This window comes from Amycolatopsis thailandensis, from assembly GCF_002234405.1.
GTDB lineage: Bacteria > Actinomycetota > Actinomycetes > Mycobacteriales > Pseudonocardiaceae > Amycolatopsis > Amycolatopsis thailandensis.
Window position 1 is genome coordinate 43,490 of sequence record NZ_NMQT01000059.1, and the last position, 11,084, is coordinate 54,573.

The window sequence follows — 11,084 nt, forward strand, 5'->3', positions numbered from 1 at the left end:
GGGGTGTACAGCGAGAATCGACGTTACGACAGCGCGGTCCCGTTCGAATGCCGCCGAATGAGTAGCGCCTGCAATTCCCCTTTCCGGCGCAAAGGAGCGCGCCATTTCCGGGTGTCGCTCACTCTTGTGAGTGGAGAATGCCCGATTTACCGTCCCCGATGTGTTGTCCGGTCCACGACAATCCGCGACGGGGGTGTGGCATTCGGGAAAAGGCCGGTTCCGCGTTCGTCACCTGATTGTGTGCGGCTGAACCCGTTTGCCCGCTTTGATGACGAACAGGTCTCGCTGCGCCGAACGTGCGACCTCTGTAACGCGGCTCGCGCACCTGCGGACTGATCTTTCGGTGACCCCGGAGCAGACGGAGGCCGTGGATGAAGATCGACCTGTTCAACGAGATCCAGAACCCGCGGCCGTGGCCCGAAGGACACGAGCGGCTCAGGTTCTCCCAGGCGATGGAACAGGCGGTCCTCGCCGACGAGCTCGGGTACGACTGCTGGTGGCAGGTCGAGCACCACGGTGCGGGGGAGTTCAGCCTGTCGTCCGCGCCGGAGCTGATGCTGGCCGCGCTTTCGCAGCGCACCAGCCGCATCCGGCTCGGTCATTCCGCGGTGCTCGCGCCCGGCCGGTTCAACCACCCGATCCGCGTCGCCGAACGCGCCGCGACCCTCGACCACCTCAGCGGGGGCCGGGTCGAACTCGGCCTGACCCGGTCGACGATCCCGGAGTGGCGCCTCTTCGGCATCGAACCGGACGAGGCGCGTGCCCAGACCCAGGAAGCGTTCGAAATGGTGCCGCGGATGTGGACTTCCGAACGGTTCTCCTACGAAAGCGCCGCCTATCGCGTCGACGACGTGCCCATCTCGCCGAAACCGGTCCAGAAACCGCATCCCCCGCTCTGGCAGGCGGCGGCGAGTCCGGCGTCGTTCGAGGAGGCGGGACGGCGCGGGGTGGGTGTCCTCGGCACGACGATGTGGGAATCGCTGGAACGCGCGGGACGGCTGATCAAGCTGTACCGGGACGCGGCCGGGCGCTGCGCGGATCCGGTCGGGGCGTTCGTCAACGACCAGGTCGGGTTCTTCACCTTCGTGCACTGCGCGGACACCGACGAGGAGGCGATGCGCAACGGTGCCGCCGCGGCCGCGGCCTGGTACACGGTGACGGCGCTGACGTTCTTCGAGGCCGCGAGCGAGTTCGTGCGCCTGAACGCCCGGCAGGAGGAGATCGTCACCGCGCCCGGCGGTGGCGGGCTCACCGGAGACTTCCTGCGCGGTGAGGCGTCGAACGCCCCGACGGAGGCGAACCTCCTCATCGCCCGGATCCTGCAGGGTGAGTCCGTGCCGGACGACGAGATCTTCACCGTGCTGAGCGAGCAGGACTCGCTGATCGTCGGCAGCCCGGAGACCTGCCGCAAGAAGCTGAAGGCCTACGCGGAACTGGGCATCGACCGGATGATGTGCCTGCAGCAGATCGGCGGCATCCCGCACGAGAAGGTGCTGAAGAGCATCCGCCTGATCGGTGAGCTGATCCCCGAGCTGGCCTGAGGCTCACCAGCAGGAGACGAGTCCGGTCGCGAACAGCAGTCCGGTGGCGAAGGCGGGCGGTGCCAGCAACGCGAGGGTGCCGCCCGCGACCGCTTTCGCCCGGGCCGGGAAACGGAACCGCCCGATGGGGTACGAGGTCAGCAGGCGCAGCCGGATCTCGGTGTCGCCGCCTGCCATGCCGAGCGCGCGGCGCGGCCCGTCCGCCGCGTGGATGGACAGCAGCGCCGAGCGCACGGTCCCGGATCCGTGCCGGGCGGCGGCGGCCCGGTCGGCGGCCAGTTCGACGAGCAGCCGGACGGCGCCCGGAAGTTCGCGCATGAGCGGGACGAACCGCAGCGCGCGGCCGAGGACGTCGGCCGAAGCGGTCAGAAGGTGATGCCTGCCGCGCAGATGAGCCCGTTCGTGGGCGAGGACGGCGTCCAGTTCGGGGCGTGAGAGCCGCGCGGCCAGCCCTTCGCTGGCGACGATCAGGCCGCCGAGGCTGTAGGCGATCGGACGGTCTTCGGGCAGCCACAGCGTCGGCCCCGGCCGGGCGCCGGACAGCCGGAGCACGTCGAGATGACGCCGGTGCAGGCGGATGCCGCGTTTCCGGCGCCGTGCCGACGCCACGGCCAGCCGGACCCCCGCGAGCACGAAGGCGGCGCCCGCGAATGTGGCGGCGACGGGGTCCAGACCGGGCAGGTCGCTGTGGCCCACCGCGGCCCAGCAGTCGTGGAGAACCCGCGTGATGGCCGTGGCGGGACCGTGGTCCGGCAGGACGAGGAGCAGGACGGCGCCCAAGGCGCCGGCGAGGACGCCGAGCGCGGTCAGCAGCCACCACGCGATCGCGGTGCCGGGGCTGATCCCGCCCGCGGTGAGCCTGCCGAGCACCCGCGGCGAGAACCAGCCGATCAGCACGACGCCGGACAGGAGCACCGCCGCCAGGATCATCGCTTGCCGGGCTTCCGCCGCAGCGCCCGCCGCAGGATGTCCGACTCCTCTTCGGTGACCGAACGCGCGAAATGCAGCAGCACGGATTCCCGGTCGTCCGAGGCGTCGAGGAGTTCGCGCAGGCTTTGCGCGGTGGCCTCCTCGCGGGTCGCCACGGCGCGATAGCGGTACGCGCGATTCTCCATCTCCCGCACGACCCATTCCTTGCGGTGCAGATTGTCGAGCACCGTCATCACCGTGGTGTAGGCGAGATCGCGGTGCTGGTTGATCGCCTCGAGAACCTGGCGCACCCGCAAGGGTTCCGCCGAATTCCAGAGCACGTCCATCACCGACGCTTCGAGTTCGCCCAGCCGTTGCATGACACCTCCGCCCGCAAGGATACTGCGCGCGTCCCGCTCAGCCGACGATGCGCCGGGCGCCCATCAGATGCCCGTCTCCCTTGACCGACCGGACGTCGACCAGTTGGCCCTCGGTCGGCGCGTCGACCATCTTGCCCGGCCCGGCGTACATGCCGACGTGATGGATCGCGCCGGGATCGCCGGTGCCGTCGTCGTAGAAGACGAGGTCGCCGGGGACGAGCTGGTCGAGCGGGACGGGTTTGCCGACGGTGTACTGCTGGCGGCTGGTGCGGGGGAGTGAGACGCCCGCCTGTTTGTACGCCCACGACGTCAGGCCGGAGCAGTCGAACTCGCTCGGCCCGGTGGCGCCCCATTCGTATTGCGAGCCGCGTTTGGACAACGCCGCCTGGAGCGCGTCGTTCGCGGCGCCGGGCGGGCCGAGATAGGAGCCCTTGTCCTGGACCTTGCCGAGTTTCGCCCTGTCCGGCGAGGGAAGGTCGCCGAGGGCTTCGCGGACCTTGGCGATCTGGGTGTCGAGGTCCTTCTTGCGCGTGCGGACCTGATCCAGCGCCAAGGTCGCGTCGTTCGCCGCGAGCTGGGCCGTCTCCCGCGCGCCCGCGGCGGTGGCGCGGGCTGTCCGCGCCTTCCCGAGCGCGTCGCGCAGACCGTTCAACGCGTTGGCCTTCTCCCCGGCCAGTACCGCCAGCGCGGACGAGCGGTCGAGGAACTCCTGCCTGCTTCCGCTGTCGAGCAACAGGACCGCGTTGCCGAGCTGTTCGCCGTTCATCGCGGACCGCGCGATCGCCTCGACCTGCGGCCGGAAGCGATCGATGGCCGACTGTGCCTGCGTGAGGTCACTGTCGGCCTGTCCGAGCGCGGCCGTCGCCTGGTCGCGTTCCGTCTCGCGGGTCTTCAGCCGGTCTTGCGATTCCAGCAGGTCCTCGTCGGCCTTGGCCGCCTGGGCGCCGAGTTCCTGGTAGCGCCGCATCGGGTCCTGGCCGTCCGGCGGTGCGGGTTGCGCGCTCGCGGGAAGCGCGCCGAGGCCGAGGATCATGACGGCGGCGGTGGCGGCGAGGGGATGCCGCGGTGAGCGCCGGTGTGGGGTCACGGGTGCCGAATCTCCTGTCGTACAGGGTCAACTATCGTGCTTAGTAGTACGGGGACGGCTGTGAGCGCACGGTGAAGTCCTACTAAGACGCTTAGTATTAGACGAGCGTCTTCCAGTAGCTCCAGAACGCTTGCAGGACCGCGGCGGCGATGGCGGCGTACCAGAGGACGGGCACCACGCTGTGGTAGCGGAGCACTGTCCGTCCTTTGTGGAGATTGTGCAGGGTCGTGTACCAGAAGACGGCGATGGTGACCGCCCAGACGACCATGCAGTACGGGCAGAGCGCGCCGATGACGTACAGGCTTTGGAGCATCAGCCAATGCACGAACACCACGCCGAGCGCCGAACCCGCTTGCAGGCCCAGCCAGTACCAGCGGGGGAGCCGTGCCCCGCTCAGCGCCGCGACGCCGGTCGTCAGGACCACGGTGAACCCGGCGATGCCCAGCAACGGGTTGGGGAAGCCGAACAGCTCCGCCTGCGGCGTCTTCATGATCGACCCGCAGCTGAGGACCGGGTTGACGCTGCACGTGGGAATGTAGGAGAAGTCCTTGAGGAGCTTGATCTTCTCGACGGTGAGCACCAGCGCGGCCACCAGGCCGATCGCGCCGCCGATCAGCAGCACCCACGGTGTCACGCGGACCGCGAACGGCGCGCGTTCCCCGGTCATTTCGCCAGCTCCCGGTCGAGGACGGCCTTGAGGGCCTGATAGGACGGTGACCCCGAGAACTTGACGCCGTTGACGAAGAACGTCGGCGTGCCCTCGACGCCGATGTCCGCGCCGTCGGTGCGGTCGGCCAGGACCCGCCCGAGGGTGGCCGGGTCGTCCAGCGCGGTCTCGAAGGCTGCCGTGTCGAGTCCGAGCCGGCGGGCGAAGCCGACGAAGGTGTCGCGGTGGGAGACCTGCTGATCGCCCCATTCCGGTTGCTTCTCGAACATCAGGCGATACATCGGTTCGAGCTTGCCCTGCTGGCCGGCGGCCTCCACGGCCCGCGCGGCGAGTTCGGCGTTCTGGTGGCTGGGGATGGGGAAGTAGCGCATCACGAAGGTGACGCGGTCGCCGTACTCGGCGCGCAGGCGCTCGACACCGGGAAACGCGGCGCCGCACGCCTCGCACTCCAGGTCGAGGAACTCCACGACGGTCACCTTGGCGCCGGCCGGATCGGACAGCCGATGACTGTCCGGCCGGACCAGGATCGACGCGGGCACCACCGGGGGCGCGTCCGCTTGGGCGGCAGGGGCGTCCTCGCCCCGCGTGGTGAAGACGAGCAGCGCGGCCACCACCGCGACGACGACGGCGACGACCGTCAGGGAAACCTTGGTGTTCTTGGTCATTCTGCTGAGTCCTTGGCTCGGTTCCGGGCAACTGAAGGCGGCATGGCCTGCCGGTCCGCCTCGGGGCGGACCGGTCACGACCGGCATCGCCGATCAGGTACGGGAAACGCAGAGCTGGACGAGCGGCGGCGTGGTCGCCAACCGCCTGGACAGCGAGGACAACGGCAGGCCGTGTGACAGGCCCGCGGTGTCGGGGCGGCGGCGCCGGACGAGAAGGAAGAGCGCGGCCAGCGCCAGGCCGATCCCGGCGGCGTCGTCGAGGTGGTTGTGCGGAGGCTCGCCCGGGACGAGCCGGGCGGCGTGGTCACCCGCTGGGCTCGCCTGCGGCGCCGCCGGTTCGCATTCGTCGGCCGCGGCATGGGTCTTTTCCGTGGCGAACAGGGGAGCGCAGGGCGATCCGGCCGCGGCGGCGCCGTCACTGCACAGCGCGCTCTGGACCAGGGCGACGATGGTGAACGCGGCCAGCACGGCGAACAGCCGCGCGGCCGTCTTCGCAGTCCTTCCACCGGGCACGGACAGAAGAGTAAAGACGCCTTTGTAAAGCCACGGCGAACTCCGGCACGCGGCGGTCCGCGCGACTTGCGGTCCTGCCCGTCGGGTCAGCCGCTCGCGGACCCCAGCTCCACGATCGCGGCGAGAACGTGGGCGACCTGAGCCGTCAGCTGTTCGGGATCGGCTTCACGCAGAGCGGGGGTGCCGATGATCCGGCGCATCAGCCAGGTGCCCGCCAGCAAGGCCAGGCCCAACTCGGCGCGCTCCTCCGCGTGAGCGCCTGACAGGGCGTCGGTGAACCGCGCGCCGACGTGTTTCCGGATGCCTTCCCGCATGATCTCCGCCGCCCTCGGGTTGGCCGCCGACTTGAGCAGCAGCTCGAACGGGCCGAGATGGTCGGCTTCCGGGGCGGTGCGCTCGACGAGGGCACGAGCGGTCAGGGCAGCGAGGTCGTCCGCCGGCTCCTTCGGGACCATCGTGGGTTGGGCGAAGGAGACGTCGACGACCTCGGTGAACAAGGCTTCTTTGGAACCGAAGTAGCGGTTGATCAGGATCGCCGTCACGCCTGCCGCCGCCGCGATCTCGCGGAGGCCGACGCCGTCGTAACCGTGGCGGGTGAACGCCGTGATCGCCGCTTCGAGGATGGCTTGCCGGGTCGCGGCCGCGTTGCGGGTGCGGGGTGTGGTGCGGCTCATGCGAGCAAGTCTACAGGTGGATACATAACGGAGCGTAGTATACAGCTGTAGACATAGCGTTGATCGGAAGGAATTTTCATGGATCTGCAGCTCACGGGACGTCGGGCGCTGATCACCGGCTCGACCTCCGGGCTGGGAGAAGCCACCGCCCGGCTGCTCGCCGCCGAGGGAGCCGAGGTCGTGATTCACGGCCGGAACGCCGAGCGGGCCCAGGCGATCGCCGGCTCGATCATCGAAAACGGCGGAAAAGCTGTCGTCGCGGTGGGCGACCTCGGCACCGACGCCGGGGCGGACCGGGTCGCCGAGGACGCGCTCGCGGGCGGCGTCATCGACATCCTGGTCAACAACGCCGGCGCCTACGAGCACCTGAACTGGGCCGAGGCCACCTCTGACAGCTGGCTGCACACCTACAACGTCAACGTCGTTTCCGGCGTGCGGATGATCCAGCGGCTCGTCCCCGCCATGCGCGAGCGCGACTACGGACGGATCGTCACCATCGGAGGCGGCCTGGCCACCCAGCCGTTCGGCAGTCACCCGCACTACAACGCGTCACTGGCCGCCCGGCACAATCTGGCGGTTTCACTGGCCCGAGATCTGGCGGGCACGCGCGTGACCTCCAACGTCGTCGCGCCCGGCGCGATCCTCGTCCCCGCGGTCCAGGACTTCCTGACCGCGCTGTCGCCGGAACGCGGCTGGGGCGAGAGCTGGGAAGAGATCGAGCGCAACTCGGTTTGCGAGCTCGTGCCCAACGACAGGTCTCGCTACGGGAGGCCCGACGAGATCGCGGGCGCGGTCGCGTATCTGTGCGGCCCGCACGCCGAATACGTCAGCGGCGCGACGATCCGCGTCGACGGGGGCACGGTCCGCGGCGCGTTCTGACGCTTCGGCCGCTCGCTGGAACGGGTACCGGAAGGCGGTTTGCCGACTGCGGCTCCGGGTACCACGGTGGCGAGGCGATCGGCGGCGAAGGGGAACGCTATGGCTTCGGGGAAATGGGGTTTCGGCGAGACGAGAATGCCCGCGAAGGTAGCGCTTTGGCTCGCTCTGCTCTGGGATGTCGTCGGGAGTTCCTGGATCGTGCTGGGCTTGACCGATGAGGGGCCGATGCGCTGGAACAACTGGTTCAACGTAGGACTCGGAGCGTGGCTGCTTCTGAGCAGCAGTCACTACTGGACGTCCTTCGTCCGTCAGCGCCGGAAGCGCCGCGCGGCGATCAGCGCGGACTGAGCACCACGACCGGGATCTCCCTTTCGGTCCACGCCTGGTATTTCGCGAAATCGGCGTACAGATCGACCAGGAGAGGCCAGAGCTCGCTCCGTTCCTCCGGTGGGGCGACGCGCGCCGTGACGGGAACGTCGCGCCGCCCTTTGAGATGGACCCGGGTCGCGGGATCCGCGATCAGATTGAAGTACCACTGCGGGTTCCGCGGAAGACCGCCCTGGGAAGCCACGATGACGAGATCCTCGTGGTGGCGCAGATACAGCAGGGGAGTGGTGAACAAGCGGCCGGACTTGCGCCCTCGGTGCTCCAGCAGCAATGTCGGGGCCGGTTTGCGAAAGGCGGCCCCGACCCGCCATTTGGCGCCGACGCGGCCGTTGGTCAGTTCGAAGATCTTCACCTGTGCCTTGGCCATGTACTTCATGGCGGCGGCGGTCACGGGCGAGTCCAGGCCCTTGGGGGTCTCCTCGGGCAGGCTGAAACGTCCCATCGTCAACTCCTGAAGCTGGGCGGGATCTGGCGCTCGCCGGAGGGTCCGGCGAGGACGGCCGTCACGACGTCGACGAGATCGGCGACGACCTCGTCGAGCGGCCAGGCGCGGGGATCGGCGTCCGGAGCGACGAGCCGGCGGACACGCTCGATGTCGCCCAGGACGTTCAGAGTCAGGTGCATGGCCTGGGTCAGCCGGAAATCGAGCGTTCTCCGGGGCGTGCCGGGGGACTCGCGCTCCAGCAGTTCGACGAACCTCGCGTTGCGCTGGAGGAACGAGTCGGAAAGGGTGCTCAGCCCCTTCTCGTCGGTGGTGAGAAGCCGGCCGACGAGGCGGATCCAATGCTCGCCGCCGGAGCCGAGCACCGCGACCACGGGCCGCACGAACGCGACGGCCAGTTCGCGCGCGGTGACCTCGCCCTCGGCCAGTCCGGCCAGCGCCGCGTTCCGTTCGCCCGTCACCTGGTCGAGGCGGCCGCGCAGGACCGCGTCGAGCAATCCTTCCTTGGAGCCGAAGTGGTAGTGGATCGCCGCCACGTTCGTTTCCGCCGCCTGCATCACGGTGCGCAGGGAGACCGCACCGACGCCCTGTTCGGCGAAAAGGCGTTCCGCGGCGGCGATCAGCCGCTGCTCGGTGCTGCTCACCGCGTGAGGCTATCACTTGATTCAATCAACTGATAGAGCGTCCGTCGTAGGCCTCGCGGGCGGCATCGATCTGCGGCAGATGCGTGACGCTCCATTCGAGCAGCGGTGCGGTGGCCTCGCGCAGGGTACGGCCCATCGTGGTGAGTTCGTAGCTGACGTGCGGCGGCATGACGTTGCGGACCGTGCGGGTCAGGATCCCGTCGCGTTCGAGGTCTCGCAGTGTCACGGTGAGCATGCGCTGGCTGATGCCGTCGACGGCCCGTTTGAGTTCGGTGAAGCGCCGGGGCCCGTCCTTGAGCATGCGCACGATCAGCAGCGCCCATTTGTCCCCGACGATCCCGAGAACCTCACGCGCCTTGCACGGATCCTGCACGGTTACCTCCTGAGAACCGGGGCACCTGAAAGTGCCGTATTGCCCCGCCGGTCATCGCACGGACACCATGGTCATGGTTACCAAAGCATACCGAGGCACGAGGAGGAACTGCCGGTCATGGCGACATTTCTGCTGGTACACGGGGCCTGGCACAGCGGACGGAGCTGGGATCGCGTTGTCCCGGAGCTGGAGTCGGCGGGGCATCGGGTGTTCGCGCCGACGCTGACCGGCTACGGCGACAAGGCGCACCTGCTGAGCCCAGGGATCGGCCTCGGCACCCATATCGACGACGTAGTCGCCCTGATCGAAGAAGAAGGCCTCGACGATGTCGTCCTCGTCGGGCACAGCTACGCCGGCATGGTCATTTCGGGGGTCTCGAACCGCGTCCCCGGGCGGATCGCGCATCTGGTTTTCCTCGACGCGATGGTCCCCGAAGACGGCGAAACCGCCGTCGACGTCCTTCCCGTCACCAAACGGCTCGTCGACGCCGCTGTGGACGGCTGGCGGGTTCCGCCGCTGCCGGAGCAGCCGCCGCCACTCGGCCTGTTCGGAGTCACCGAACCGGACGACGTCGCCTGGCTGCGTTCGATGCTGTCGGACCAGCCCGTGGGATGTCTCCAGGAGCCGGTCCGGCTGGACGATCCGGCCGCGCGCACGATCCCGCGCACGCACATCCACTGTGTCAAGGGGAAACCTGAGGGCATCACGCGTCGTCCGGTCCCGGCGGGTGAGCGGACGCGGGAGTTGCCGACCGGTCACGACTGCATGATCACCATGCCTGTCGAACTCGCCGCGCTGCTCGCCGAAACGGCTACCGGCTGAACGTTCGCGAAGGAGGTCAGGGCTCCGTCAGCCGCCCTTCTGTCAAGGCGAGTACGCGATCCGCGGCGAAAGCGTCGTCGTGACTGATCATCAGCAGCGCGGTGCCATGCCGTTTCGTCGCGGCCGTGAGGACTTCCCGAAGCCGTGCGCGGTTGGCCGCGTCGAGAGCCGACGTCACTTCGTCGCAGATCAGCACTCTCGGATGGGCCAGGAGAGCGCGGGCCACGGCGCAGCGTTGCAGCTGCCCGCCGGAGAGCTGTCCCGGGCGATGACCGGACTGGTCGACACCGAGAGCGCGCAGGACTTCCGACGCTTCGAGCCGAGAGGCGGAACGGCCTGCGCCGCGAAGGAGGCAGGCGGTGTCGGCCACCTGGTCGAGCACCCCGCGGAACTCGTCGAAAGAGGCGCGGCTGTCCTGGTGGACGTATTGGAAGGCCCGCAACTGCGCGTGCCCGCGACGGCGGGCTTGCCGGTGGAGGCGGACTCCGTCGACTTCGACGGTGCCCGCGCTCGGCGGGGTCAGTCCGGCGAGCGCGCGGGCGAGTGTCGTCTTGCCCGCTCCGGAGACGCCGGTGAGCGTGGTGAGGCTGCCCGCGGCCAGTTCCAGGTCGAGGTCCTCGATGAGCGCCGTCCGCCCGGCGCGCACTGTGAGCCCGCGAACGACGAGCACCGGTGACGCCGGTGAAGGCGACGGAGACTTGTCAGGAGTGTCTTGGCCGGACTCGATTTCGCACGGAACCAGCCGGCGGTCCCGGAGTTCGGCGACGTCGCCGGGCAACGCGCGAGCCAGCGTCAGGTCGTGGGTCAGGATCAGCAACGCCGTCCCGGCAAGGGAAAGCTCGGTAAGGCGGGCGGCGAGCGCCGCTCCGCTCGCCGGGTCGAGACCACTCGTGGGTTCGTCGAGTACGAGGACCTCCGGCCGGGTCACCAGCGTGGTCGCCAGCGCCATGCGCTGCTGCTGCCCGCCCGAGAGCTGATGCGGGAACCGGCGCCACAGGTCCGAGAACGGAAGAGCAAACCTTTTAACTCCAGTCACATGATCAGATCGTATTACGGCTTATGCTTGAAAAAAAAAAAAAACTGAATGTTCACCCTCACTCT

General features: G+C 68.9%; 15 protein-coding genes. 4 read left to right on the forward strand and 11 right to left on the reverse strand.

The annotated features are described in order from the left end of the window. Positions 1 to 371: 371 nt before the first annotated feature. Positions 372 to 1,541 carry an LLM class flavin-dependent oxidoreductase gene (locus CFP71_RS16980; protein ID WP_093934828.1) on the forward strand — a complete coding sequence of 390 codons (1,170 nt, stop codon included), beginning with the start codon at positions 372 to 374 and terminating at the stop codon, positions 1,539 to 1,541. A gap of 3 nt (positions 1,542 to 1,544) precedes the next feature. Here CFP71_RS16980 and CFP71_RS16985 read toward each other — a convergent pair whose 3' ends face one another. From CFP71_RS16985 to CFP71_RS17015, 7 genes are all read right to left on the reverse strand, one after another. Then, on the reverse strand, positions 1,545 to 2,471 hold the full coding sequence (locus CFP71_RS16985) for a M56 family metallopeptidase (RefSeq protein WP_093934829.1): 927 nt from the start codon (positions 2,469 to 2,471) through the stop codon (positions 1,545 to 1,547). Continuing rightward, on the reverse strand, positions 2,468 to 2,830 hold the full coding sequence (locus tag CFP71_RS16990) for a BlaI/MecI/CopY family transcriptional regulator (protein WP_093934830.1): 363 nt from the start codon (positions 2,828 to 2,830) through the stop codon (positions 2,468 to 2,470). The genes CFP71_RS16985 and CFP71_RS16990 overlap by 4 nt, the downstream gene beginning before the upstream one ends. A gap of 37 nt (positions 2,831 to 2,867) precedes the next feature. Beyond that, the gene (locus CFP71_RS16995; protein WP_093934831.1) at positions 2,868 to 3,917 is read right to left on the reverse strand and encodes a C40 family peptidase; all 1,050 of its coding nucleotides are present in this window, start codon (positions 3,915 to 3,917) and stop codon (positions 2,868 to 2,870) included. A 97-nt stretch (positions 3,918 to 4,014) separates the two neighbouring features. Continuing rightward, a complete protein-coding gene (locus CFP71_RS17000) occupies positions 4,015 to 4,584 on the reverse strand; it encodes a vitamin K epoxide reductase family protein (protein WP_093934832.1) in 570 nt (189 codons plus the stop codon). Continuing rightward, positions 4,581 to 5,249: a DsbA family protein gene (locus CFP71_RS17005; protein ID WP_093934833.1), complete on the reverse strand. Its 669-nt coding sequence runs from the start codon at positions 5,247 to 5,249 to the stop codon at positions 4,581 to 4,583. The genes CFP71_RS17000 and CFP71_RS17005 overlap by 4 nt, the downstream gene beginning before the upstream one ends. A gap of 93 nt (positions 5,250 to 5,342) precedes the next feature. After that, a complete protein-coding gene (locus CFP71_RS17010; protein WP_093934834.1) occupies positions 5,343 to 5,762 on the reverse strand; it encodes a hypothetical protein in 420 nt (139 codons plus the stop codon). An 86-nt stretch (positions 5,763 to 5,848) separates the two neighbouring features. Continuing rightward, a complete protein-coding gene (locus tag CFP71_RS17015; RefSeq protein ID WP_093934835.1) occupies positions 5,849 to 6,436 on the reverse strand; it encodes a TetR/AcrR family transcriptional regulator in 588 nt (195 codons plus the stop codon). A 78-nt stretch (positions 6,437 to 6,514) separates the two neighbouring features. Between CFP71_RS17015 and CFP71_RS17020 the strand changes: the two genes are divergently transcribed. Continuing rightward, the gene (locus CFP71_RS17020) at positions 6,515 to 7,315 is read left to right on the forward strand and encodes an SDR family NAD(P)-dependent oxidoreductase (protein WP_093934836.1); all 801 of its coding nucleotides are present in this window, start codon (positions 6,515 to 6,517) and stop codon (positions 7,313 to 7,315) included. Between the two features lie 99 nt (positions 7,316 to 7,414). Next, positions 7,415 to 7,663: a hypothetical protein gene (locus CFP71_RS17025; protein ID WP_093934837.1), complete on the forward strand. Its 249-nt coding sequence runs from the start codon at positions 7,415 to 7,417 to the stop codon at positions 7,661 to 7,663. Here CFP71_RS17025 and CFP71_RS17030 read toward each other — a convergent pair. From CFP71_RS17030 to CFP71_RS17040, 3 genes are read right to left on the reverse strand one after another with little or no spacing between them, the layout of a single operon-like run. Further along, positions 7,650 to 8,144 carry a nitroreductase family deazaflavin-dependent oxidoreductase gene (locus tag CFP71_RS17030; RefSeq protein WP_093934838.1) on the reverse strand — a complete coding sequence of 165 codons (495 nt, stop codon included), beginning with the start codon at positions 8,142 to 8,144 and terminating at the stop codon, positions 7,650 to 7,652. The genes CFP71_RS17025 and CFP71_RS17030 overlap by 14 nt on opposite strands. 2 nt (positions 8,145 to 8,146) lie before the next feature. After that, a complete protein-coding gene (locus CFP71_RS17035) occupies positions 8,147 to 8,788 on the reverse strand; it encodes a TetR/AcrR family transcriptional regulator (RefSeq protein WP_093934839.1) in 642 nt (213 codons plus the stop codon). Between the two features lie 25 nt (positions 8,789 to 8,813). Further along, positions 8,814 to 9,161 (reverse strand): winged helix-turn-helix transcriptional regulator, encoded by a 348-nt coding sequence (locus CFP71_RS17040; RefSeq protein WP_093934840.1) that lies wholly within the window; start codon positions 9,159 to 9,161, stop codon positions 8,814 to 8,816. A 117-nt stretch (positions 9,162 to 9,278) separates the two neighbouring features. Here CFP71_RS17040 and CFP71_RS17045 point away from each other — a divergent pair, with 117 nt between their 5' ends. Continuing rightward, on the forward strand, positions 9,279 to 9,983 hold the full coding sequence (locus tag CFP71_RS17045; RefSeq protein WP_093934841.1) for an alpha/beta fold hydrolase: 705 nt from the start codon (positions 9,279 to 9,281) through the stop codon (positions 9,981 to 9,983). 16 nt (positions 9,984 to 9,999) lie between these two features. Here the strand turns inward: CFP71_RS17045 and CFP71_RS17050 are convergent, their stop codons facing one another. Beyond that, on the reverse strand, positions 10,000 to 11,019 hold the full coding sequence (locus CFP71_RS17050; protein ID WP_279629228.1) for an ABC transporter ATP-binding protein: 1,020 nt from the start codon (positions 11,017 to 11,019) through the stop codon (positions 10,000 to 10,002). Between the last annotated feature and the right edge of the window lie 65 nt (positions 11,020 to 11,084).